This is a genomic window from Streptomyces atratus, assembly GCF_040655115.1.
GTDB lineage: Bacteria > Actinomycetota > Actinomycetes > Streptomycetales > Streptomycetaceae > Streptomyces > Streptomyces atratus_D.
Genome location: NZ_JBFAJH010000033.1, coordinates 14,156 through 36,662 on the forward strand (window position 1 = coordinate 14,156; position 22,507 = coordinate 36,662).

General features: G+C 70.3%; 21 protein-coding genes and 1 pseudogene. 5 read left to right on the forward strand and 17 right to left on the reverse strand.

Annotated elements, in window-relative coordinates; translation table 11 throughout:
- Positions 1-63 precede the first annotated feature (63 nt).
- Positions 64-3,450: an outer membrane protein assembly factor BamB family protein gene (locus tag AB0I23_RS28025; protein ID WP_359113329.1), complete on the reverse strand. Its 3,387-nt coding sequence runs from the start codon at positions 3,448-3,450 to the stop codon at positions 64-66.
- 194 nt (positions 3,451-3,644) lie between these two features.
- Here AB0I23_RS28025 and AB0I23_RS28030 point away from each other — a divergent pair, with 194 nt between their 5' ends.
- Positions 3,645-4,520, forward strand: a complete 876-nt coding sequence (locus tag AB0I23_RS28030) for an outer membrane protein assembly factor BamB family protein (RefSeq protein WP_359113331.1) — start codon at positions 3,645-3,647, stop codon at positions 4,518-4,520.
- Positions 4,521-4,900: 380 nt separating this feature from the next.
- Here the strand turns inward: AB0I23_RS28030 and AB0I23_RS28035 are convergent, their stop codons facing one another.
- The 5 genes from AB0I23_RS28035 to AB0I23_RS28055 all read right to left on the reverse strand — a co-directional run bounded on the left by AB0I23_RS28035 (position 4,901) and on the right by AB0I23_RS28055 (position 9,729).
- Complete coding sequence (locus AB0I23_RS28035) at positions 4,901-5,602, reverse strand: HAD family hydrolase (RefSeq protein ID WP_359113333.1); 702 nt, start codon at positions 5,600-5,602, stop codon at positions 4,901-4,903.
- A 32-nt stretch (positions 5,603-5,634) separates the two neighbouring features.
- Positions 5,635-6,642, reverse strand: a complete 1,008-nt coding sequence (locus AB0I23_RS28040; RefSeq protein WP_359113431.1) for an ABC transporter ATP-binding protein — start codon at positions 6,640-6,642, stop codon at positions 5,635-5,637.
- Positions 6,643-6,752: 110 nt separating this feature from the next.
- Complete coding sequence (locus tag AB0I23_RS28045; RefSeq protein ID WP_359113433.1) at positions 6,753-7,586, reverse strand: ABC transporter permease; 834 nt, start codon at positions 7,584-7,586, stop codon at positions 6,753-6,755.
- Positions 7,583-8,563 (reverse strand): ABC transporter permease, encoded by a 981-nt coding sequence (locus AB0I23_RS28050; protein ID WP_359113335.1) that lies wholly within the window; start codon positions 8,561-8,563, stop codon positions 7,583-7,585. Before AB0I23_RS28050 ends, AB0I23_RS28045 begins: the two co-directional genes overlap by 4 nt.
- An 8-nt stretch (positions 8,564-8,571) precedes the next feature.
- Positions 8,572-9,729: an ABC transporter substrate-binding protein gene (locus AB0I23_RS28055; protein WP_359113337.1), complete on the reverse strand. Its 1,158-nt coding sequence runs from the start codon at positions 9,727-9,729 to the stop codon at positions 8,572-8,574.
- A gap of 298 nt (positions 9,730-10,027) precedes the next feature.
- Here AB0I23_RS28055 and AB0I23_RS28060 point away from each other — a divergent pair, with 298 nt between their 5' ends.
- The gene (locus AB0I23_RS28060; RefSeq protein ID WP_359113435.1) at positions 10,028-10,768 is read left to right on the forward strand and encodes a GntR family transcriptional regulator; all 741 of its coding nucleotides are present in this window, start codon (positions 10,028-10,030) and stop codon (positions 10,766-10,768) included.
- A gap of 198 nt (positions 10,769-10,966) precedes the next feature.
- On the opposite strand, the pseudogene AB0I23_RS28065 reads toward AB0I23_RS28060, so the two are convergent.
- Positions 10,967-11,296, reverse strand: a pseudogene (locus tag AB0I23_RS28065) (IS5 family transposase); the annotation flags it as partial.
- A 53-nt stretch (positions 11,297-11,349) separates the two neighbouring features.
- Entirely contained in the window at positions 11,350-12,054 is a 705-nt protein-coding gene (locus AB0I23_RS28070; RefSeq protein ID WP_436847010.1) for a DUF4232 domain-containing protein, read from the reverse strand.
- A gap of 152 nt (positions 12,055-12,206) precedes the next feature.
- Between AB0I23_RS28070 and dapA the strand changes: the two genes are divergently transcribed.
- On the forward strand, positions 12,207-13,109 hold the full coding sequence (dapA, locus tag AB0I23_RS28075; protein WP_359113341.1) for a 4-hydroxy-tetrahydrodipicolinate synthase: 903 nt from the start codon (positions 12,207-12,209) through the stop codon (positions 13,107-13,109).
- On the opposite strand, the gene dapD is transcribed toward dapA, so the two are convergent.
- Positions 13,106-14,092, reverse strand: a complete 987-nt coding sequence (gene dapD / locus AB0I23_RS28080; protein ID WP_359113343.1) for a 2,3,4,5-tetrahydropyridine-2,6-dicarboxylate N-succinyltransferase — start codon at positions 14,090-14,092, stop codon at positions 13,106-13,108. The genes dapA and dapD overlap by 4 nt on opposite strands.
- Positions 14,093-14,180: 88 nt before the next feature.
- Positions 14,181-15,416 (reverse strand): MFS transporter, encoded by a 1,236-nt coding sequence (locus AB0I23_RS28085; RefSeq protein WP_359113345.1) that lies wholly within the window; start codon positions 15,414-15,416, stop codon positions 14,181-14,183.
- Positions 15,417-15,533: 117 nt separating this feature from the next.
- On the opposite strand from AB0I23_RS28085, the gene AB0I23_RS28090 reads away from it, so the two are divergent.
- Entirely contained in the window at positions 15,534-16,403 is an 870-nt protein-coding gene (locus AB0I23_RS28090; RefSeq protein ID WP_359113346.1) for a winged helix-turn-helix transcriptional regulator, read from the forward strand.
- 254 nt (positions 16,404-16,657) lie between these two features.
- On the opposite strand, the gene AB0I23_RS28095 is transcribed toward AB0I23_RS28090, so the two are convergent.
- Both AB0I23_RS28095 and AB0I23_RS28100 read right to left on the reverse strand, forming a co-directional pair.
- Complete coding sequence (locus tag AB0I23_RS28095) at positions 16,658-17,212, reverse strand: TetR/AcrR family transcriptional regulator (RefSeq protein ID WP_359113348.1); 555 nt, start codon at positions 17,210-17,212, stop codon at positions 16,658-16,660.
- Positions 17,212-17,532, reverse strand: a complete 321-nt coding sequence (locus AB0I23_RS28100) for a DMT family transporter (protein WP_359113350.1) — start codon at positions 17,530-17,532, stop codon at positions 17,212-17,214. The genes AB0I23_RS28095 and AB0I23_RS28100 overlap by 1 nt, the downstream gene beginning before the upstream one ends.
- A 275-nt stretch (positions 17,533-17,807) precedes the next feature.
- On the opposite strand from AB0I23_RS28100, the gene AB0I23_RS28105 reads away from it, so the two are divergent.
- A complete protein-coding gene (locus AB0I23_RS28105) occupies positions 17,808-18,830 on the forward strand; it encodes a DUF7847 domain-containing protein (RefSeq protein WP_359113352.1) in 1,023 nt (340 codons plus the stop codon).
- Between the two features lie 55 nt (positions 18,831-18,885).
- On the opposite strand, the gene AB0I23_RS28110 is transcribed toward AB0I23_RS28105, so the two are convergent.
- From AB0I23_RS28110 to sufC, 5 genes are all read right to left on the reverse strand, one after another.
- A complete protein-coding gene (locus AB0I23_RS28110) occupies positions 18,886-19,251 on the reverse strand; it encodes a VOC family protein (RefSeq protein WP_359113354.1) in 366 nt (121 codons plus the stop codon).
- 435 nt (positions 19,252-19,686) lie between these two features.
- Positions 19,687-20,025, reverse strand: a complete 339-nt coding sequence (locus AB0I23_RS28115) for a metal-sulfur cluster assembly factor (RefSeq protein WP_014156915.1) — start codon at positions 20,023-20,025, stop codon at positions 19,687-19,689.
- Positions 20,022-20,477, reverse strand: a complete 456-nt coding sequence (gene sufU / locus AB0I23_RS28120) for a Fe-S cluster assembly sulfur transfer protein SufU (RefSeq protein ID WP_345514759.1) — start codon at positions 20,475-20,477, stop codon at positions 20,022-20,024. The genes AB0I23_RS28115 and sufU overlap by 4 nt, the downstream gene beginning before the upstream one ends.
- A 10-nt stretch (positions 20,478-20,487) precedes the next feature.
- Positions 20,488-21,744 (reverse strand): cysteine desulfurase, encoded by a 1,257-nt coding sequence (locus tag AB0I23_RS28125; protein WP_359113355.1) that lies wholly within the window; start codon positions 21,742-21,744, stop codon positions 20,488-20,490.
- Positions 21,741-22,505, reverse strand: a complete 765-nt coding sequence (gene sufC / locus AB0I23_RS28130; RefSeq protein WP_037691717.1) for a Fe-S cluster assembly ATPase SufC — start codon at positions 22,503-22,505, stop codon at positions 21,741-21,743. Before sufC ends, AB0I23_RS28125 begins: the two co-directional genes overlap by 4 nt.
- Positions 22,506-22,507 lie beyond the last annotated feature (2 nt).

Genomic DNA, 22,507 nt, shown 5'->3' on the forward strand with positions numbered 1-22,507 from the left:
CGTCGGGAGTGGAGCGCCGCGAGTTGCCTCCCCTGGCGAGGGAGGCAACTCGCGGACGGTTGATCAGTGCTCGCGCAGGTGGCGGGCGGCCAGTGCGTGGAGCGTGCCGTCGTCGGTGAGGGCGAAGACGTAGTCACCGCTGACGGAGAGCGCCGAGGTCACGGCGGCGCCGAGGTTGTACTCGGACAGCAGCTTGCCGGTGGCGCGGTCCAGGACGACCAGGCGGCCGTCACGGGTGCCCGCGTACACCAGGTCCTTGGTGACCAAGGCGTGCATCGCGGGCGAGTTGAGGTCCCCGCTGCACCCCACGGGGGTCCTGCCGGGCCGGTAGCCGACCTTGGTCTCCCAGATCGGCTTGGACGGGTCGGCCGCGCTGGTGTCGTAGGCGCGGATGACGCCGTCGCGGCCGGCGATGTAGGCGGTGGTGCCCCAGATCGCGGGGCTGGTCAGCGGGGCGGGGCCGCTCTCGCCGCAGCCGCTGCCGCCGCCCAGCGGGGACTGCCACAGCACCGCACCGGTGCTGAGGTCGTGCCCGCGGACGCCGCTGTTCGTCATCGTCACCAGCTGCGGGTCCCCGTTGGCCGGGTCGGTCAGGGCCGGGGAGGAGTGGCTGGCGATGTCGCCGTTGGTGTCCTTCGCCCACAGCTGGCGGCAGCTACCGAGGTCCATGGCGACCACCGTGTTGCTGGAACCGGTGTGCAGGTAGGCGATGTCGGAGCCGGGCTGGCGGACCGCCGTGCTGTGGAACTGGCCCCAGCTCGTCGCGCCGTTGAAGCCGCCCAGCAGGTCGCCGGTCTTGGCGTCACGGCACTCGACCTTGCTCCAGTTCTGGTAGACAGCGACGGTGCGCTGCTCGGCGTTCAGGTCGAAGACGGTAACCGGACCACCGGCCCGGCCGTACCGGCGGACGGTGTCGCCGTACTGCTTCTCGTCCTCGATCTTCTGCCAAACGACGTGGCCGTCCTCGGCGTCCAGAGCGTAGATCCGGCCGACAGCGGTGGTCAGGTAGACCTTGCCGTCGTGGTAGGTCGGCACCGACTCGGCGTCACCGTCCAGGTAGGTGCGCCAGATCTCGCGGCCGGACTTGATGTCGTAGGCCAGCATCATGTGGTGGGGCGAGTCGAACGCCCGGGAGGAGACGATCACCTTGCCGTCCGCCACGACCGACCCGTTGAGGTTGAACTGCTCGCCGGTGTTGGCCGCCCACTGCAGGTCGAGCTCGGTGCCCGGGTCGTCGGCGCTGGCGGCGCGACCCGCCTCGTCGCGACCCTGACGCAGCCAGTCCTGGCCGGCCTTCGGCTCGGCGATCTTACCTTCGGGCACCACCGTGAAGGTGTTGGTGACGGTGGGCCACGCCTTGCCACGAGTGTCGACCGCGGTCATCTCGGCCGTGTAGGTGTCAGGCCGCATGCCGGGGAGGCTGCTGCTGATCCGGGTCCAGGAGGTCCGGGCGGCCGGGCAGGGCTCCGGGGTGCCGCCGGGGGCCGTGTAGCAGTTCTCGATACCGGTCTTGCGGACCTTGGTGCCGAACTTCATCCGCTCCTTGTGCCAGGCGATGTGGCCGCGCAAGTCACGGATGGTCAGCGAGGCCGTGGCCGGGGTGCGACCGGCGTCCTCGGTGTACAGCTCGATCGGGGTTCCGGCGCTGTCGCCGTGCACACTGCCCTGGGCGGGGCTGACCAGCCCGACCGCGTTGCGGACGTCGAACTGGCGGTGGGTGCCCATCACATAGCCGGTGTCCTCGTTGCGCTTCGTGCTCGGGTCATCGTAGATGCCCTTGAAGTCGAGGATCTTGAAGTCCGCGCGGGCACCGTCGATGCCGTACTCGCCCTGGTTGTTGATCTCAACCGAGCGGTTGAAGGCACCACGGCGGTACTCGGCCTGCTGGTTGTGACCGGCGGCGAAGAGCCGCACGTCGTACTTCGACAGCTCGTCGACGGTCGGCTGCATACCGGCGCCCGGACCCCACTGGGTGAACAGCGAGCGGTGTGCGAAGACGAACACCTGCTTGCCGGCCGCGTGGCGCTTGAGGTCCTCGCGCAGCCAGTCCAGCTGCGGCTTCAGGCCGCTGGAGTCGTAGTTGTCCTCAAGGACGACGATGTGACGGCCGTTGCGGTCGAAGCTGTACCACTCCGGGCCGAGGTTGCGGCGGTAGTACTCCAGGCTGCCGCCATAGCCCTTGGAGGTGGCGGTGCCGCCGACGTCGTGGTTGCCGACCACGGGGTAGAAGGGCATGCCGAGCTTGCCCTCGGTCAGGCCCTTGCGCAGGATGTCGTAGCCGCGCTGACGCCGCGGCTCCGCCGCGTAGTCGGTCACGGTGTTGTCACCGGTCGTGATCGTCATGGTGGCGCCGTCGACCTCGGCCATCGCCTCGACCTGCTTGGGCCACCACTTCGACGCGCTCTCGGCGGCGCCGTCCGTGGTGTTGCTGACCTCGATGTCGGAGTTCATCACCCACTTTTCGGTGGGGTTGGCGGCGTTCTTGTCCTTGACGAGGGCGAAGTCGATGCCGGAGCCGCCCTCCTCCGGGACCTTGTGGAAGAACTGCGGGATGTAGTCCTCGCGCAGTGCGGGGGTGTAGCCGTTCGGGGAGATGATGTTGATGAGGTCGGTCTCCCGGCGGGTCGGGTCCATCTCCAGGCTGTACGAGCCGTCGGGGCCGGTCGTCGTCCAGACGGAGCCGTCGGTGACGTCGGCGCCGGGTATCGGAGCCTCGCCGGCGTCGCGCTTGCCGTTGCCGTCGGTGTCCTCGAAGACCGTGCCCGTGACGGTGACCGTGTTGGCGGTCGCCGCTGCCTCCTCGAGGAGCGGCGCCGCCGCGGCCACCTGGGGAACCAGGCAGGACAGCGCCACCGCGCCGACGGTGGCCAGCTTGACCCGCTTGCGGTTGGCGCCGACCTTGGCGGCCAGCTGGGCGAGCTGGAGCCGCCCGGTGCGGATCTGCCACACCACGAGCAGCAGCGCGGCGGCCAGCACGATGCCGAGCGCCACCACTGCCCACGGGAAGGTGGGGAGCGCGTGGGCGCCCGATGCGTCGACGACGGGGGTCTGAGCGTTGGCGTTGGACGTGGTGCCGTCGAACTCGGCGACGACCTGGGTCAGCCCGCCCTGCTGCAGCATCGCGCTCAGGTCGAGCTTGTCGACGTGGCAGTTCCACGCAAGCTCGACCACGACGCCGCCAGGGACGCCGCCGGAATCTCCGGCGACGCCGGAGCCGGTGGCGGGGCAGCTCGACGTGCTCAGCAGGCGCGAGGCCCAGGCGCCCGCGTTCTGCGGTGACACCACGTCATGGTGGACGATCAGCCGCCCGCTGGTGACGTCGTTCTTGGTGGAGATGACGATTTCGCCGTGCTGCGGCGACACATGCGCCTCGGCGGGCTGCACACAGAAGCCCAGGATGGAAGAGAGCAGCGCAAGGCCAAGCCCTGCTGCTCTGCGTAGGAATCTCATGGGCAAGGAGGCTAGCTTGACTGGACAAGTTTCAAGTCCCAGAGAGGGCGATCTTCATCGAACGGTTCCGGGGAATTCATGCGAGGACGCGTGAGGTCCCGACAGGCAGCGCTGCCCCACGTGGCACGAGCGCAACAGCGTGCGCGAGGACGACTTCGTCGGCACCGGCCTGCGCACGTCGCGACTCATCGTCCTTGTCGATCCCGGACGGGACCGTCTACGTCACCGAGATGCGTGGCACCCTGACCGCGCTGGACGCGGCGACCGGCGCGAAGAAGTGGAGCCACGCCCTCCCCGGATCCTCGGAGACCGGCCGCTACGACGGCTACGCCTACGGCGGCGCGACCGTCTCCGGCTCCACCGTCTACTACTTCGGCTACACCACCACAGGCAGCCACCTCGTCGCCCTGGACACTGCCACCGGTGAGCAGTTGTGGAACTCCCCGGTGGACAGCGGCTGGTGGAACAACAACACCCCCACCGTGGTCGACGGCAAGGTCTACATCCACGACAACCACGGTGGCCTGCGTATCTACGACGCCGGCACCGGTAAGCGGCTCGTCTCCGCCGGAGGCGTCGGGGGCGTCCACCACTCCACTCCCGTGGTGGCCGACGGACGGGTGTTCACCACCGACTTCATCGGAGACGCCGGCAACGACACCCTCCTGGCCCGCGACGCGGCCACCGGCAAGGAGCTGTGGCACTACCGGAGCACCGGAGTCTCCAGGGATGACGTCGGCCAGCCCGGTGCCTCTGCTGCGGTCGACGGCCACACCGTCTACGCCAGCTTCACCAACGGCCGCGTAAGCGCCTTCGACGCCACCACCGGCACCAAGCTCTGGGACTTCCAGAGCGGCAGGGCCTTCGTCGGCTCGCCGGCCATCAGCGGCAATACGCTGTGGATCGGCGGCACCGACGGCCACCTGTACGGCCTGGACAAGACCACCGGCGCCAAGCTCCAGGACCTGGACCTCGGCGCTCCCATCCTGTCGACCCCGACCGTCACCGGTAACACGCTGCTGATCGGCGCCTGGGACGGCAACCTCTACGCCTTCACCGCTCGCGGCTGACGCTCCCGTCGCACCGAATCCGAGCCGACTGCGGCCCCGGCACACCGCCGGGGCCGCAGTCGGCTGTTTGCTTCCGCGGCCCGCAGCCCGTCTCGGCAGGAGGCAGCCCGACCGGCACCCGGAAGAGTGCGGCGGCGGACGCTGCGCGGGCGGCCCGCAGTTCGCCGAGCCCGGAGACAGCGGTCCGCACCGGCGTCGGCGCCACCCGCGGGCGATGGCCGAGGGGAGGTGAGGCGACGCTGGGAGCAGGCCCGCAGGGGAGCGCAGATCCCTTCGCGACGCGGCGCCGAGTCGATTCCCGGCGGTCGGTGCGCAGCAATAAGGATCGCGTCCTGGCCGCCGTCGGCGGCCAGGACCCGGGTCAGTCGTGGGGTGATGTGTCAGGCGGTCCGGGGTGGCGGTCCGTCGGCCCGGGCCGCCAGGTCCTGCAGCAGCGCCAGGTCGGCGTGGTCGAGGCCGGCGATGATACGCCGCCCGGGCCCTGCCGGTACGGGAATCAGCGACGGCACCACCAGGATCGGGCAACCGGCCGCCTCCGCGGAGGCGGCGCCGACCGCGGTGTCCTCGACAGCGACACAGGCGCGCGGCGGCACCCCCAGCGCCGCGGCGGCGGCGAGGTAGGGGTCGGGGGCGGGCTTGGTGCGCGGGGTGTCCTCGACGGCGACCGTGACGCCGAACCGGTGTCGCCCGATGGTCGTCAGCACGGTGTCCACCACGGCGCGCGGGGACGCGGACACCAGCGCGGTGGCGATGCCCGCCTCGCGCAGCGCGTCCAGCAGCTCCAAGGCGCCGGGTCGCGGCACCACCTGCGCCGCGACCCGGTCCGCGAACTCCCTCAGGAGCTCGTCGGCGAGGTGCGCCGCGGGTGCCCGCCCGCTGGTGGCGCGGTGCAGGTGGCCCGCGGTGTGCTCCACGGATCGGCCGAGTACGTGAGGTGTGTCGGCCTCCCCGAGGGCGTGTCCGAGGCCGCAGGCGACCGACTCTACTGCGTCCCACCAGACCCACTCGGTGTCCACCAGGGTGCCGTCCATGTCGAAGAGGACGGCCTGCAGCCGGACCGACTCGGCGGTGTGTGGAGGCAAGGTCTGCTCTTCCGATCAAAAGTGACGTAGCGTCAGTGAATGTTCTGCGAGGTGCGGCGGGAATCCACCAGCACCGGCCGGTCGGGGAGGGCCACGGAGACCGACGCACCCGCGCCGAGCGCGGCTGCGTCGGGTGTGGACAGGTCGGCCTTGATCTCGGTGCCGTCGGCGAGCCGTACGGTCAGCCGGGTCATCGCGCCCAGGAAGGTCGCCGCCACCACCCTCGCCCCGCCGTCGGCGTCGGACCGCACGGCAACGGCCTCGGGCCGCACCAGCACGTCCAGCTCGGCGCCCGCCGCCGCCCCGCCCGCCACCGGAAGCCGGCGGCCCAGCACCTCGACCTCGCCCTCGCCGGCCGCGCGGCCGGGCAGCCGGTTCATGGTGCCGACGAACTCGGCGACGAACGCGGTCGCCGGGTGCGCGTACAGCTCCACGGGTGGGGCGCACTGCTCCAGCCGCCCGCCGCGCATCACCGCCACCCGATCGGCCATCGACAATGCCTCCTCCTGGTCATGAGTGACGAAGAGGGTGGTGATGCCGAGGTCCTGCTGGAGCCGGCGGATCTCCTCGCGCAGCGTCAGCCGTACCTTGGCGTCCAGTGCCGACAGCGGCTCGTCCAGGAGCAGCACCCGCGGCCTCAGCGCCAGCGCACGGGCCAGCGCGACGCGCTGCTGCTGGCCGCCCGACAATTGGTGCGGGTAGCGGTTGCCATGGTCAGGCAGGCCGACCAGCTCCAGCAGCTCCGCAGCGCGGGCCCGCCGCTCGGCCGCGCCCGCCTTGCGGATCCGCAGCCCGAAGGCGACGTTGTCGCGGGCATTGAGGTGCGGGAAGAGACTGTACGACTGGAAGACCATGCCTGCGTCGCGGCGGTGCGCCGGCACCCGGGTGACGTCACGGCCGTCCACCAGCACCTGGCCGGATTCGGGCTGCTCGAAGCCCGCGAGCATCCGCAGCGCGGTGGTTTTGCCGCAGCCGGACGGGCCCAGCAGGGCGAGCAGTTCACCAGGCCCTACCGAGAGGCTCAGCCCGTCGAGAGCCATGGTGGTGCCGAAGGACCGGCGCAGCTCGACGAACTCGAGGGCGGCGCCGGTCTCCCGGGCCTCTGTCGGGGTCCGGTCGGTCGAGCCGAGGTCGGTCGTATGCGGATCGGTCATGCGGAGACGACCCCCTTCCGGGGAGTACGAGCGGTGCGGCGGCGCTCTCCGGCCGGCGCGAGCAGCAGCAGGAGCAGCCAGGTGAGCAGCAGGCTGAGCACCGACACGGCCACCGACAGCTGGGCGTCGGCGCCTGCGATCCCGGCGATCCACACCGCGAATGGCTGGAAGCCGAGCAGCTGCGCGACGGTGAACTCGCCGAGCACCAGGGCGAACGTGAGGAAGGACGCGGCCAACAGCGGCGCCCGCAGGTTGGGCAGCACCACCTGCAGCACTGCCTGCGGCCATCCGGCGCCGCAGTTCCGGGCAGCCTCCACCAGGGTGCGTACGTCGACCGTGCTCAGCCCGGCATCGAGCGCCCGGTGCACGAACGGCAGCGCCATCACCGTGTACGCGAGCACCAGCACCACGGGGAAGGCCGGGTTCTGGATGGCAACGACGGTCGCGAAGAACGGGGTGCGTGCCAGGTGGTCGGGCGCCCACTTGAGGACGGTGCTGATCCCGGCTGTCAGTGCGACCGCGGGCACCACCAGCGGCAGTGAGCACACCACCTCGACCACCGGGCGCAGCCGGGGCACTCCCAGCCGTACCGCGAGCAGTGCGGGCACCACCAGGAGCAGCACCAGGGCGATGGTGGCAGCGGCCAGTTCGAGGGAGAGCAGCAGGCCGTCGCCGAAGCCGTCGGCGCCGACGATGCGGGTGTACGCGCCCAGGGTGAGGCCCTGGCCGGGGACGTCCACGGTGAAGACCACGGAGGCGGCCAGCGGCCCCAGGAAGTACAGCGCCGCGCCGGCGAGGACCAGGCCCCGCCAGACGCGCAGGCGGGTCAGTCGAGCCATCGGGCGCTCCGTCGCTGCAGGGGTCGGTACACCGCCATTACCAGGCCGGCCACCAGGACCATGTCCAGGCTGAGCGCGAGCGCCGTATTGGCCTGGCCGACCAGCACGTTGCCGGAGAGGGCGTCGGCGATCTGCAGGGTGACCAGGGGCACCGAGCTGCCGACCATGGCTGCGGCGGTCGCGTATGCGGCGAAGGCGGTGCCGAAGAGCAGCACCAGGCCGCCGAGCAGCGACGGGGCCAGCACGGGCAGCGCGACGTACCGCCAGTACTGCCAGGCAGTGGCGCCGTTGTTCTGCGCTGCCTCCCGCCACTGGACGCGCAGGCCGTCGAGCGCGGGCACGACGGTGAGCACCATCAGCGGGATCAGGAAGTACAGGTATGTGATCACCAGGCCCCAGAAGCTGTACAGGCTCCAGCCGTGTTCGGTCAGGTGCAGGTGCTGTGTGATCACGCCGGCGTTGCCCAGGGTGGCGACGAAGGCGAAGGCGAGCGGCACCCCGCCGAAGTTGGCCAGCACCCCGGAAGCGGTGAGCACCGCCTCGCGCAGCGCCCGGAACCGGGCTGTGACCACGGCCTGCGCGAGCAGCAGCCCGAGCACCGCGCCTGCACCTGCGGAGACGGCGGAAAGTTTGACGCTGCCGGCCAGCGCGGTCAGGTACGCGCCGTGCAGCGAGGCGCTGAGGTTGGCGGTGGTGTAGTGCGAGGCGCCTGTCGTCGGGTCCTGCGCGGTGAACGCGCCGTTCAGCATGGCCAGCGCAGGGATGCCGAAGCACAGCGCAGTGAAGACAAGCAGTGGTACGGCCGCGAGTGCGGCCGCCGAGCGACGGCGCGGTTGCGGGGCCGGGCGGGACAGCCGGGTTTCGGTACGGGGCCCGGGCAGAGCCGGTTCCGGGCCCCGTACCGCGGCGTTCGGCCCCCCGCCGACGGGCACGGCGGCGGGTGAAACGGTGACGGAGGAATCGGCCATGGGCTGGGTCACCCGGCCACGGCCTTGCCCCAGCCCTGGGCCACGACCTGCTTGGCCTTGTCCAGCTGGGCGTCGGTCGGGAAGGAGGGGGTGCCGTCGACCTGGGGCAGATTGGCGGCGGCCGCGCTGTCGACCGTGCCACTCCGAGTCATCGAGGGCATGAGCGCCGGGCGGGCGGAGCCCTTCAGGAAGAGGTTCTGACCCTCGGCGCTGTAGAGGTACTCCTCCCACAGCCGGGCGGCCGCCGGGTGCGGGGCGTCCTTGTTGACGGCCTGCGAGTAGTACTGGGCGTACTGGCCGTCGCTGGGGATGGCCACCTTCCAGTCCACGCCCTTGCTGTGGAACTCGTCGGCGTAACCGGCGTTGAGGTAGTCCCAGTCGATGCTGATCGGGGTCTCGCCCTTCTCGACCGTGGCCGGGGTGGACTCCACCGGGTTGTAGTTGCCGGCCTTCTTGAGCTTCGCGAAGAAGTCCAGGCCGGGCTGGATGTCGTCGAAGGAGCCCTTGTTCGCCAGGGCTGCGGCGAAGACGCCGCCGAAGGCGGAGCCGGACTTGGTGGGATTGCCATTCATGGCGACCTGGCCCTTGTACTGCGGCTTCAGCAGGTCGGCGAAGGACTGGGGGCACTCCGTGACGCGTTTGGCGTCGCAGCCGATCGAGACATAGCCGCCGTAGTCGTTGTACCAGCGGGCCTGGGTGTCGCGCTGCATGGCCGGGATGTCGTCGAAGGCCGCGACCCGGTACGGGGCGAGCAGCCCCTGCTGAGCTGCGCTGAGCGCGAACGACTGGCCCAGGTCCACCACGTCCGGGGCGCGGTCTTGGCCCTTGCGCGAGGTGATGGCGTTGATCTCGTCCTGGCTGGCGCCGTCCGGGTTCTCGTCGTTGACCTTGATGCCGTACTTCTTGGTGAATCCGTCGATCACAGCGCCGTAGTTGGCCCAGTCGCGGGGCAGGGCGATCGCGTTGAGCATTCCTTCCTTCTTGGCCGCCGCGACCAGTGCGTCCATACCACCGAGGTCCTGCGCCGAGGTGGCGGTGGCGGCGTGCGGGCCGCCCGTGCTGCCGGACGCGGCGGAGTCGGGTGCCGAGCCGCAGGCGCTGAGCGCGAGCGTGGCTGCGGTCAGCACGCCGGCAAGGCCGGCCGTTCGCGCAGAGAACAGGTTCACAAGGTCTCCTGAGGGTGCATGGGCTGCCCGGAGAACAGTGATCGGGTACTGCCCAACCCCAGGCAACTTGTCCAAACAAGATGCCCCAAGTACGGCGGAGCGCGATGACCTTTCGGTGAACGGAGAACAGATGCCCGCTCTCGGTTTGAAGGCTCCTTAAGGCGATGCGGGCCGCGTAGGGGTGCGGTCTCCACTGTGTGCAGAACAAGCGTGCCCAGTGCGGCGGGATCGCCTACCCTGTGTGCACAAGCCGGTGGCGCGCAGAGCGGAGCCGGTATCGCGGATGAGAGGGCTGGGTGTGGCGGCACGGTACGAGCAGATCGCCGGCGAGCTGAGGGTTGCGATCGACCGCGGCGACTACCCGGTGGGGGGCCGGCTCCCGACCGAGGGCGAACTCTCCGAGCGGTACCAGGTATCCCGCGGCACCGTCCGCCAAGCGCTCGCGGCTCTGGTGGCCGAGGGACTGCTCGGCTCACGACAGGGCACCCGACGGGTGGTGCTCGGCGCCCGCCGCAGCCAGAGCTTCACCGAACTGCGCAGCTTCGCCCAGTGGGCGCGGGCAGCCGGACACAAGGCCACCGGCAGCGTCGTCGAGACCGCCCGGCGCCCGGCCTCCACCGAGGACGCACTGCGCCTCCAACTCCCCACGGGAGCAGAGGTGTTGTACGTCCTGCGGGTGCGTGGTCTGGACGGACAGCCGGCCCTGCTGGAGCGCACCGTCTACGCCGGCTGGATCGCGGACGCGGTCGAGCGCATCGAGCCCGACTGCGAGTCGGTCACCCAGCGACTGCTCGACGAGGTGGGCGTGGTCTTCGCGCACGGCGAGCACGTCATCGACACACTTGCGGCGGGCACCCGCGACGCGGAACTGCTCGGCGTACGCCGCGGCACCCCGCTGCTGCGGGTCCGCCGGGTGACCACCACCCACGCCGGCCGCCCCGTGGAGTGGTCCGACGACCGCTACCGGCCGGGAACGGTCACCTTCCGCATCCACAACTCCATCGGTGCCAACCCGCTCGTCCGCCAGCCCGGCGAATGACCGCAGCGTGGCCCTTCAGAGGCGGATGGGCGTTCGCCCGCCGGCGTCCGGGGGTGAACCCGCCCCGCGAGCGGCCCAGGCCCTCACCTCCCGCACCACCTTCACCAGGGGGCGTGAAGGCTCTGCCACGCGGTTTCGCCCTGGTGTTCTGAGGCTTCGGCCCCTTTTGAGGCGGGAGCGGGCGGCGGATCAGTGCGGGCGCCGACGCGTGCTGATGCGCGCGCACGATGGTGGAGTCCACTGATATGTCCCAATCGCTCTCACCAGCTCATCGGCCGCGGCCTGGACCTGCCGCAGCAGACGCTCCCACATCCCGTCGGCCGCCCACAGCCGGCGCCGTTCGTAAACCGTCTTCCACGGCCCGAACCGTTCGGGCAGGTCACGCCACTGCACTCCGGTCCGTACCCGGTGCAGAATCCCGTCGATGACCTGCCGGTGATCCCGCCACCTGCCACGACGCCCGTTACTCACCGGCAGGAACGGCCGAAGCCGTTCCCACTCGGCATCACTCGGATCACCCCGCCCCATGTCCGCATCAACGAACCGAAAACGGATCAGTCACGTGATCGGCCGGACAAGTCCTAGGCCGAGACGGCGCGCCAGGCGGTCATGTTCAGCTCGTCGAGCAGCCGTACGTCACTCCCCTCCAGCGGAAACGTGCGCGCCTCCAGCCCCGGCGCCGGTGCGATCTCCAGCGCGTCGCCCTCGATGAGGTCGCCGCCGGTCGGGGTGGACACCCAGGCGAGCAGTGAGTTCAGCGTCTTCCCCGGCTTCAGCATGACCTCCTTCGGCCCCCGGTCGGTCCCCATGTACGAGGAGCCCGGGTTCACCGGAACCGGCAGCGGATCGCCTTCGTCGTCCAGGGCCCGTACGGACGGGTAGCCGACCACCCGGAACGGCTTGCTGCCGCAGTTGGTGAGGGTGAGCGACACGGCCCGGTGACCCAGCGCCGATTGCACCTCGCCCATGTCCACGACGACGCCGGAGGACGGGCATTCTCCGGTGGCGACGGCACTCGGGGTGGGCGTGGGGCCGGGCCCGCCCCCTGTGGGCGGCCGGTCGGCGGGCGGGGCGACGGCCAGGTGGGACGGATCCAGCTTGTCCGCGTGCACGCCCGGCGTGTACGACGTGCTCGGCGTCTGTTCCGGCTCTCCCTCGCCCGCCGGTACGAGGAATCCGGCGCATCCCGACAGCGTCAGGGCCAGCGCCCCGGCCAGGCAGGCGGCCGCCACCGCTCTCCGCGCTCCGGTACCTGTACCCGTACTCGTACCCGCCGGTCCCCGCATGCTTGTGCACCCGCCCCCGTATCGGCCTGCCGGATAGGCGTTCGATCATGCCAGGGGGAACCGGCCCCACGCCCATGGTTGAGCATTTCTTCATCTTCATCGCAAGCAGAACTAAGTAGACCTTTACGGTCGGGGCATCGGACACTTCGGACATGACAGTCCCCGAAGCCTCCGCACCCCGCGCAGCCCCCTTCGGCCGTGCCCTCTGCGCCATGATCACGCCGTTCACCGCCGACGGCGAGCTGGACCTGGACGCCGCCGGAATCCACGCCGCCGGCCTCGTCGCCGACGGCTGCGACGGCCTGGTGCTCAGCGGCACCACCGGCGAGTCCCCGACCACCACCGACGCCGAGAAGACCGCGCTGCTTCGCGCGGTCCGGGAGGCGGTCGGCGACGCCGTGCCGCTGGTCGCCGGGGTCGGCAGTGCGGACACCCGGCACACCGTTGAGCTGGCCCGGCAGGCCGAACGGGCAGGCGCGGACGGCCTGTTGGTCGTGACGCCCTACTACAGCAGACCGCCGCAGCCCGCCGTTGAGGCACACTTCCGGCGAGTCGCCGACGCGACCGGTGTTCCGCTGATGCTGTACGACATCCCCGGCCGTACCGGTACCCGCATCGAGCCGGAGACCCTGCTGCGGCTCGCGGACCATCCGCGCGTCGTGGCGGTGAAGGACTGTGCGTACGACCTGCTCGGCTCGACGAAGGTGATCGGAGCCGGCTCGCTCTCGTACTACTCGGGCTGCGAGGAGCTCAACCTGCCGCTGTACGCGGTGGGCGCGGCGGGCTATGTGAGTACGGTCGCCAATGTGGCGCCCCGGCAGCTGCGGGCGGTCCTGGACGCGTTCGACGCCGGGGACACCGCCGAGGCGGCCCGGCTCAACCGGCTGACCGTTCCGCTGGCCGAGTTGATGATGTCGTCCGGGCTGCCCGGCACCGTGACGGCGAAGGCGCTGCTCGACGCCGGACCGGTCCGGGAACCGCTGCAGCCCGCCGGGCGCGAGGCGGCCGACGGGCTGCGGAAGGCGTACGAGGAACTCCTCGCCGCTACACGCTAGTTGTGGCTGTGCAGGACGTCGTTGAGGCCGCCCCACACCGCGTTGTTCGGACGGGCCTCGACGGCACCGGTGACCGAGTTGCGGCGGAAGAGGATGTTCGAGGCGCCGGAGAGTTCCCGCGCCTTGACGATCTGGCCGTCCGGCAGGGTGATGCGCGTACCCGCGGTGACATACAGACCCGCTTCGACGACGCACTCGTCGCCGAGCGCGATCCCGACGCCCGCTTCGGCGCCGATCAGGCAGCGCTCACCGATGACGATGCGCTCCTTGCCACCACCGGAGAGGGTGCCCATCGTGGAGGCGCCGCCGCCGATGTCGGAGCCGTCGCCGACGACGACGCCCGCGGAGATGCGGCCCTCGATCATCGAGGTGCCGAGCGTGCCGGCGTTGAAGTTGACGAAGCCCTCGTGCATGACCGTCGTACCGGCGGCGAGGTGCGCGCCGAGCCTGACCCGGTCGGCGTCGGCGATCCGGACGCCCTTCGGCGCGACGTAGTCCGTCATCCGGGGGAACTTGTCGACCGAGGTGACCTGGAGGTGCAGACCGTCGGCGCGGGCGTTCAGCCGCACCTTCTCCAGGTCGTCGACGGCGACCGGACCGAGCGACGTCCAGGCGACGTTGGACAGGAGGCCGAAGAGGCCGTCCAGGTTCTGGCCGTGCGGCCGGACCAGACGGTGCGAGAGGAGGTGCAGGCGCAGGTACGCGTCGTGCGCGTCGAGCGGCTTGTCGTCGAGCGAGGCGATGACCGTGCGCACGGCGGCGACCTCGACACCGCGGCGGGCGTCCACGCCGATGGCCTTGACCGCGCCCTCGCCGAGGAGGTTCACGGCCTGGTCGGGGGTGAGCCGTTCGGTTCCGGCCGGGCCGGGCTCGGCGGAGAGCTCGGGGGCGGGGAACCAGGTGTCGAGAACGGAACCGTCGCCGGCGATGGTGGCGAGGCCGGCGGCGACGGCGCCGGTGGTGCGGGAAGTCGTGTCGGTCATGACACGAAACCTAACCGGCGAGGCCCCGCCGGAGCCAACCGGTCTCGCCGGATGGTCGCGGCGGGGCCCACCCGCCCGAACCACCCGGTCAGCTGGGCTGCGCCTGCCGCTCAGGCACCGGAGTCCCCGCCGGGGCCCCCACGCACACCGGCCCCCGCAGCCGCCGCGCCGCCAGCACCGCCACCCCCGCACCGCCCGCCAGCGCCGCACACACCGGCCAGAGCAGCTCGGGCGCGGCCGCGTAGAGCGCGCCGCCGAGCGGCGGGGCCAGCACCTGGCCGCTGATGGACGCTCCCGCGTACAGGCTCTGGAAGCGGCCCTGCACATGGCCGGGCGCCTGATCGGCGACGTATGCCGTGGCAGTGGACTTGTACAGGACCTCGCCCGCGGTCAGCGACACCATCATGGTGACGGCGAACAGCACCCCGGCCCCTGGGATCAGTGCCGCGAATCCCAGCCCCACCAGCAGCAGCCCTGCGCCCACGATGCTCAGCGGCGCCCGTCGGCGCAGCGCGTGCGCCATCGGGAGTTCGAGGCAGAGGATGACGCCGCCGTTGATGGCGAGCAGCCACCCGTAGAACTGGGCGCCGCGGCCGTGATCGGCGAGGAACACGGGCAGGGTGGAGTACTGCTGCCGGTAGACGAAGTCGACGCAGAGGATCGCGGCGAGCAGCACCAGCACCGCGGGTCTGACCGACAGTTCCCGCCAGAGCCCGGGCGCGTCGGGATCGTGCGCCGGCCGGGTGTGCACGGTGCCGCGCGCCGGGAGCACCTTCGATGCGTAGGCGGCGAAGAGCAGCGTCCCGAGGCCGTCGGCGACGAACAGCGGGCCGTACGAGAAGTGGGCGGCGATCAGTGCGCCGAGCGGTGGGCCGACGGCGAAGGCGGCGTTGCTCCCGGCGCGCATGAGGGCGAAGCTCTGGCGCCGGCCGCCCTCGGGGACGGAGACGGCGACGAGGGCCGCGTTCGCCGCGCGCACGACGCCTGCCGCGTACTGTGCGAGCGGCAGCACCCCGTACATCGCCGCGACCGGCAGGACCGACAGGGTGACGAGCGCCGCGCCGCTCACCAGCGCGCCCGTCAGCAGCATCCGGCGGTGACCGTAGTGGTCACCGAACCAGCCGCCGGTGAAGTTGCCGGCGACCAGGCCGATGCCGCCGATGCCCGCGATCACTCCGGCCTGCGGCACGGTGAGTCCCCGCGGTCCGGTCAGATAGACGAAGAGATAGACGAAGGTGAAGCTGACGACTCCGTTGAGGAAGGCTCCCAAGGCCAGCAGCCGTACGGTCCGTGGTACGTCCCGCACCATCCCGAAGATCCTCATCCGCAGCACCCTCCCCAGCGAGTTCCTTTTGGGAACGGACTATGGCAGCATGCTTTGCGCAGGTCAATCCGGTAAGGGGCGGCCTCGGCACGAGCAAGAACGGAAGAAGACGAAGTCATGCCGCAGCGCACCAGCCTGTCCGACGCCGACTGCGCGATCGCCCAGGCCCTCGATGTCGTCGGCGACTGGTGGACCCTGCTGATCGTGCGCGACACCGCGCGCGGGGTGCACCGCTTCGACGCGCTCCAGCACGAGTTGGGCATGTCCCGCAAGGTGCTCACCGAGCGGCTGCGGCTGCTGGTCGACGCGGGCGTGCTGTCCCGGGATCCGTACCAGGAGCGCCCGGTCCGGTACGAGTACCGGCTCACCCCGCGCGGCCGCGCACTGCTGCCGGTACTGATCGCGCTCCAGGACTGGGGCGACACCTGGGTGATGGGAGACGGGGAGACGATGGCGACGGCCACGGAGACGTCCAAGGAGGCGGCGCGGGTGCACGCCCTGGTGGGAACCCGGCTGCCGGAGCTGCAACTCCTCGATTACGACGGCGCGTTGCGCGACCCGGTCGCCGAGACCCCGTACACCGTCCTGTACTGCTTCCCCGGCGCGTACGCCCGCCGGGACGCCTACCCGCCGGGCTGGGCCGAAATCCCGGGCGCGAGCGGCTGCACCCTCGAATCCTGCACGTACCGCGACCAGTTGGCGGAGTTCACCGCGGCAGGGGCGACAGTGCACGGAGTGTCCACCCAACGTCCGGACGAACAGCGGGCGTTCGCGGACGCGGAGGGGCTGCGCTTCCCGCTGCTGTCCGACGCGGAACTGGAGCTGGCGGCTGCGCTGCGGCTGCCGACGTTCCGGGCGGCGGGGGTCAGCCGGCTGAAGCGGCTGACCCTGGTGGTCGACCGGGACCGGACGGTCCGCGAGGCGCTGTATCCGATCACGGACATCGAGGCGAGCGTGCAGGCGGCGCTGGCGGTGGTCCGTCGCTGACATCCCCGGCGACCGGCCGGGGCCGCCCGTCGCCGAAGCCGCCGACGCCTCGGAGCCTGTCGGGCGACCTTCGATCGGAGAGCGGACGCGGCATGGTGCGTGCGATTCCAAGGCGCCGGGATGGCCTCGGACGGGGTCTCCCCTGCTCGAACGAAGCCGAGAGCTCGGGGAAGGAGCCACCAGGGCGTTTCGGCAACGCCGAAAGCGTGCGTGCCAGGGCGTGGCCGCCCGATCAGACGTCACCCGACAATCTCTCAGGGCGGCCGACGCGGTCGGCCGATGATCCGCGCCAGCATCTCCCGCGCGTACGCCGCGTCGTAGCTCCCGCCCGTCAGCAGCACCTGCAGACAGATCCCGTCGATCAGCGCGATCAGTGCCCGCGCGGTGACCGGGTCGGTGCGCCCGGCCAGCAGCCCGGCGGTGACGTCCGTCCATTCGGCGGCGACGGGCTGCAGCACCGGTCGGCGCAGCGCCGCGAGGTAGAGCTCGTACTCCAGCTCCAGGCGCCCTCGTCCGCCGGAGAACCACTCCCCCAGCAGCCGGGCCAGCGCGTCGGCGAGGTCGACGTCCGGGGCGAGGAGACCCTCGCTCTCCCGCATGCTCCGGGCGAAATTCTCGTTCGAGCGGCGCAGCGCGGCGACCAGCAGCTCGTCGAGTGAGGCGAAGTGATACGTCGTCGAGCCGAGGGGCACATCCGCCTCGGCGGCGACGGAACGGTGACTGAGCCCCGCGATGCCCTTGGTACCGACCACCCGGATCGCCGCATCGATGATGCGGTCGCGCCGCTCGGGGTCGTACCGCCGGGCCATCAGTGCGCTCCGCCCAGGTTGAGCACGACCACACCGGCGATGATCAGCGCGATGCCCGCCGCCTTGACCAGGCTTCCGGACTCGCCCATGAAGAGGACCCCTATGACGGCGACCGCCGCCGTGCCGATCCCGGCCCAGATGGCGTAGGCGGTGCCCATGGACAGCGTCTTCAGGGTCTGCGCGAGCAGCGAGAAGGCGAGCAGATAGCCGAGGACGGTGATGAGCGAGGGCCAGAGCCGGGTGAAGCCCTCGCTGTACTTCATGGCGGTCGTCCCGGCCACCTCTGCCGCTATGGCCGCGGCCAGCAGTCCGTATCCCATGCGTGCGAGTGTACGCATGGTTGCGTACATCCGTACACAACGATCGCCGGACCCGGGGCCCCTCGGACCGCGGCAGTTGCTGCCTCCGGCCGGGATCCGCTCCGGGGTCCGGACCGCTACGGTGTCCTGACCAGCACACAGACACAACACCAGACAACGGAGCAGCAGTGGCGCAGGACGCAGGGTGGGGCGGCGGTGTGCCCGGGGGCGGCACACCGTACGGTGGAGCGCCGTACGGAGGGCCTCCCGGGCCACCGGGATGGGGCGGTGGCTGGATGCCGCCGCCGAAACCCGGAGTGATACCGCTCCGGCCCCTCAGCCTCGGGGACATACTCGGCGGAGCCTTCTCCACGATGGGCCGCCACTGGAAGCAGCTGTTCGGTGTGGGCGTGGCCGTGTACGGCGGGGCGTTGGTCGTGGTCGGGGTGGCGGTCGCGATCGCGTACTCCGCGGTCAGTGACCCTCTGCACCGGGTCATCGAGCTCTCGTCGGGGGAGAGCCCGCGCACGGAGGACATCGTGCCGCTGGTGGTCGCCTTCGGTGCCGTCTGGCTGGTGGCCGTCCTGGCGCTGGTCATCGGCACGGCGATGATGTACGCGACGGTTCCGGCGGTTCTGCAGGACGCGGTTCTGGGCCGGCCGACCACCTTCGGCGTCATCTGGCGCCGGGCCTGGGCGCGGGTCCCGGCCGTGCTCGGCACGGTTCTGCTGGCCTCCCTGGTCGCGGTGATCCCGATGGTGCTCATGATGGTCGGCTTCATCGCCATAATGATCGCCGCCATCACCCTGGACAGCGGTTCCGGCAGCGGGGTCGCGATCGCGGTGGGCTTCCTGGGGGCTCTGGCCACCGCGCCGTTGGCGATCTGGATCTGGGTGAAGTTCTCGCTGGCCCCCGCGGCCGCGGTCTTCGAGGGGCAGCGCCCGATCGCCGCGCTGCGCCGCTCGTCGCAGCTGGTGCACGGTGACTGGTGGCGGATCTTCGGCATCTCGCTGCTGGCCTCGGTCATGGCGGCCGTGGCGAGCTACATCATCCAGATGCCGTTCTCGATCCTGGGCATGTTCCCCGGCATGATCGGTATGGAGAGTCTGGGCCCCGACCCGAGTCCGACGGCGGTCATTGTCGCCATGAGCGGCTACATGGTGGCGATGCTGCTGGGCCAGCTGGTCGGCCAGCTCGTCTCGGCGACGTTCCCGCAGCTGGTGACCGGGCTGCTGTACGTGGACCGGCGGATGCGCAACGAGAACCTGGGGCCGGTGCTCGCCGAAGCCGCTGCCGTGCCCTCGCAGTTCGGCCCGTGAGCGCGGGTCGGGCCCGTGCACACGGGCCCGACCCGGGTTCGGGGACAGGCGCCGCTCAGTCGATGAGCGAGTTCTTCGGGCTCAGCACGCAGAACTCGTTCCCCTCGGGGTCCGCCAGCACCACCCAGCCCACATCGGCGGGCTGACCGACGTCCAGCCGGGTGGCCCCGAGGCCGATGATCCGCGCGACCTCCACGGCCTGGTCGTCGGGGGCGAGATCGATGTGCAGCCGGTTCTTGACCGTCTTCTCCTGCGGTACGGGAACGAAGGTGATGCCGGGCACGGCGTCCTTGTCGGCGCCGATGACGATTTCGTCGTCGGACTCGAAGAGCACCGTCCAGTCGAGCACTCGGCACCAGAACCGGGCCTGCGACGGCAGATCGTGGGCGTCGACGACGATGGAGTAAAAGGAAACAGCCATGACCGCCAGTCCGCCCGGCGGTCATGGTCGTTCGCCACACCGAATCGCTAAGCCGCGCTCGTGCGTGCGCTGCTGACGGAGAACCAGTCCAAACGCCGATGGCCCCACGAGATGACTCGTGGAGCCATCGGTGTCCGGCTGCGATGCCGTCAGCGATGCTGTCAAACAAGCCGGAAGCTCTACCGGGGCCACCTGGCAGCGGCCCAGATTCGAACATGCCCTCAACGCGTCAACAACTGCGAACTGAAAGCTTGCAAGGCAACTCATCAGGGACGTTCGAACGGATGAAACGCGGTCCTGATCACCCAGCACACCGATCTCTATGATCAGGCGACGCAAGGCGGCCACGTATGACCGATACTGCTCCAGCCCGGCGGACGAACAACGCCGAACGGCCCCCGGCTTGCGCCGGGGGCCGTTCGGAAGCGCAGAGGATCAGACGTTGAAGCCGAGCGCGCGCAGCTGCTCGCGCCCGTCGTCCGTGATCTTGTCCGGGCCCCACGGCGGCATCCAGACCCAGTTGATCCGCAGCTCGTTGACGATGCCGTCGGTCGCGGACTTCGCCTGGTCCTCGATGACATCGGTCAGCGGGCAGGCCGCGGACGTCAGGGTCATGTCGAGGGTGGCGATGTTGGCGTCGTCGATGTGGATGCCGTAGATCAGGCCCAGGTTGACGACGTCGATCCCCAGCTCGGGGTCGACGACGTCGTACAGCGCCTCGCGGACCTCCTCCTCGGAGGCCGGCTTGGTGGTAAGAGTCTCGTTCTCGCTCATGCCGTCTTCCCTTCGGACAGCGCCTTCGCCGTCGCGTCCTTCCACGCCATCCAACTCAGCAGCGCGCACTTGACCCGGGCCGGGTACTTCGAGACACCGGCGAACGCGACCGCGTCCTCCAGCACCTCCTCCATCGCGTCGTCCGGCTCGAGCTGGCCCTTCGACTGCATCAGCTCCAGGAAGGCCTCCTGGATCTTCTGCGCCTCGCCCAGCTCCTTGCCGACCAGCAGCTCGTTCAGCACGGAGGCGCTGGCCTGACTGATGGAGCAGCCCTGACCCTCGTACGACACATCGGCGATGGTCTCGCCGTCGTACTTCACCCGGAGCGTGATCTCGTCTCCGCACGTCGGGTTGACGTGGTGCACCTCGGCGTCGCCGTCCCGCAGGCCGCGCCCGTGGGGGTGCTTGTAGTGGTCCAGGATCACTTCCTGGTACATCGAATCAAGCTTCACCAGTCAACCCTCAGCCGAAGAAGTTCCGTACGTGCTCCAGACCGTCCACCAGGGCGTCGACCTCCGCGGGCGTGGAGTACAGATAGAACGACGCCCGCGTCGTCGCAGGAATTCCGTACCGCAGGCAGACCGGCCGTGCGCAGTGGTGTCCGACCCGGACCGCGATGCCCTGCTCGTCGAGGACCTGGCCCACGTCGTGCGGGTGGATGTCGCCGAGCGTGAAGGAGATCGTCGCACCGCGGTCCTCCGCGGTGGACGGACCGATGATCTTCAGGTCCGGAACCTCCAGGAGGCGCTTCACCGCGTACTCGGTGATCGCGTGCTCGTGGCGGAAGATCTTCTCCATGCCGATCGCCGAGAGGTAGTCCACGGCCGCGCCGAGGCCCACGGCCTGCGCGATCGGGGGCGTACCCGCCTCGAACTTGTGCGGCGCGGGGGCGTATGTCGACGAGTGCATCGACACGGTCTCGATCATCTCGCCGCCACCGAGGAACGGCGGCAGGTCCTCCAGGAGCTCCTGCCGTCCCCAGAGCACGCCGATGCCCGTCGGGCCGACCATCTTGTGGCCGGTGAAGGCCACGAAGTCGGCCTGCAGCGCCTGCACGTCGAGCACCATGTGCGGTGCGGCCTGCGAGGCGTCGATACAGACCAGCGCACCGACCTGCTGGGCTCGGCGGATGATCTTCTCGACCGGGTTGATCGTGCCCATGATGTTGGAGACCAGCGTGAAGGAGACGATCTTCGTCTTCTCCGTGATGATCTCGTCTATGTCGGACAGGTCGAGGCGGCCGTCGTCGGTGATGCCGAACCACTTCAGCTTCGCACCGGTGCGCTGCGCGAGCAGCTGCCACGGCACGATGTTGGAGTGATGCTCCATCTCCGTGGTGACGATCTCGGTCTCGTGGTCCACCCGGTAGGGCTCGTCGGCCCAGCCGAGCATGTTGGCCACGAGGTTGAGCGACTCCGAGGCGTTCTTGGTGAAGATCACCTCGTTGCGGCTCGGCGCGTTGATGAAGGCGGCGACCTTGTCGCGGGCGCCTTCGTACAGCGCCGTGGCCTCCTCCGCGATCGTGTACACCCCGCGGTGGACGTTGGCGTTGTGCCGCTCGTAGTACTCGCTGAGCGCGTCGAGAACCTGGCGCGGCTTCTGCGAAGTCGCCGCACTGTCCAGGTAAACGATCTTCTTCCCGTCGTGGACCGTCCGATCCAGCAGAGGGAAGTCCTTGCGGATCGCCTCGGTGTCGAGGAGGCCCGGCAGCTGTGTCACGCGGAAGCGCCACCCTTCACATATGCCTCGTAGCCCTCGTTCTCCAGCTTGTCGGCGAGCTCGGCGCCGCCGGACTCTGCAATACGGCCGTTGGCGAAGACGTGCACGAAGTCGGGCTTGATGTAACGGAGGATCCGCGTGTAGTGCGTGATCAGCAGCGTGCCGACCTCGCCGGTCTCGCGGACCCGGTTGACGCCCTCGGAGACGACGCGCAGGGCGTCGACGTCCAGGCCGGAATCGGTCTCGTCGAGGATCGCGACCTTCGGCTTGAGGAGCTCCAGCTGAAGGATCTCGTGGCGCTTCTTCTCACCGCCGGAGAAGCCCTCGTTGACGTTGCGCTCGGCGAACGCGGGGTCCATCTGGAGGTCGGCCATCGTCTCCTTGACCTCCTTCACCCAGGTACGCAGCTTGGGCGCCTCGCCGCGGACGGCGGTGGCGGAGGTGCGCAGGAAGTTGGAGACCGAGACACCGGGGACCTCGACCGGGTACTGCATGGCCAGGAAGAGGCCGGCGCGGGCACGCTCGTCGACGGTCATCGCCAGGACGTCCTCGCCGTCCAGGGTCACCGTGCCGCTGGTGATCGTGTACTTGGGGTGACCCGCGAGGGAGTACGCGAGGGTCGACTTGCCGGACCCGTTGGGGCCCATGATGGCGTGGGTCTCGCCCTGCTTCACGATCAGGTCGACGCCCTTGAGGATCTCCTTCGTGGCGTTGTCGGCCTCGACGGAGACGTGCAGGTCGCGGATTTCAAGCGTTGCCATGG

Bases quoted from the DNA above. Each gene is read 5' to 3' on its own strand.
- AB0I23_RS28025 (WP_359113329.1), bottom strand. From the start codon at position 3,450: ATGAGATTCCTACGCAGAGCAGCAGGGCTTGGCCTTGCGCTGCTCTCT.
- AB0I23_RS28040 (WP_359113431.1), bottom strand. From the start codon at position 6,642: ATGGCTCTCGACGGGCTGAGCCTCTCGGTAGGGCCTGGTGAACTGCTC.
- AB0I23_RS28050 (WP_359113335.1), bottom strand. From the start codon at position 8,563: ATGGCCGATTCCTCCGTCACCGTTTCACCCGCCGCCGTGCCCGTCGGC.
- AB0I23_RS28070 (WP_436847010.1), bottom strand. From the start codon at position 12,054: ATGCGGGGACCGGCGGGTACGAGTACGGGTACAGGTACCGGAGCGCGG.
- dapA (WP_359113341.1), top strand. From the start codon at position 12,207: ATGACAGTCCCCGAAGCCTCCGCACCCCGCGCAGCCCCCTTCGGCCGT.
- dapD (WP_359113343.1), bottom strand. From the start codon at position 14,092: ATGACCGACACGACTTCCCGCACCACCGGCGCCGTCGCCGCCGGCCTC.
- AB0I23_RS28085 (WP_359113345.1), bottom strand. From the start codon at position 15,416: ATGAGGATCTTCGGGATGGTGCGGGACGTACCACGGACCGTACGGCTG.
- AB0I23_RS28090 (WP_359113346.1), top strand. From the start codon at position 15,534: ATGCCGCAGCGCACCAGCCTGTCCGACGCCGACTGCGCGATCGCCCAG.
- AB0I23_RS28095 (WP_359113348.1), bottom strand. From the start codon at position 17,212: ATGGCCCGGCGGTACGACCCCGAGCGGCGCGACCGCATCATCGATGCG.
- AB0I23_RS28100 (WP_359113350.1), bottom strand. From the start codon at position 17,532: ATGGGATACGGACTGCTGGCCGCGGCCATAGCGGCAGAGGTGGCCGGG.
- AB0I23_RS28105 (WP_359113352.1), top strand. From the start codon at position 17,808: ATGCCGCCGCCGAAACCCGGAGTGATACCGCTCCGGCCCCTCAGCCTC.
- AB0I23_RS28110 (WP_359113354.1), bottom strand. From the start codon at position 19,251: ATGGCTGTTTCCTTTTACTCCATCGTCGTCGACGCCCACGATCTGCCG.
- AB0I23_RS28115 (WP_014156915.1), bottom strand. From the start codon at position 20,025: ATGAGCGAGAACGAGACTCTTACCACCAAGCCGGCCTCCGAGGAGGAG.
- sufC (WP_037691717.1), bottom strand. From the start codon at position 22,505: ATGGCAACGCTTGAAATCCGCGACCTGCACGTCTCCGTCGAGGCCGAC.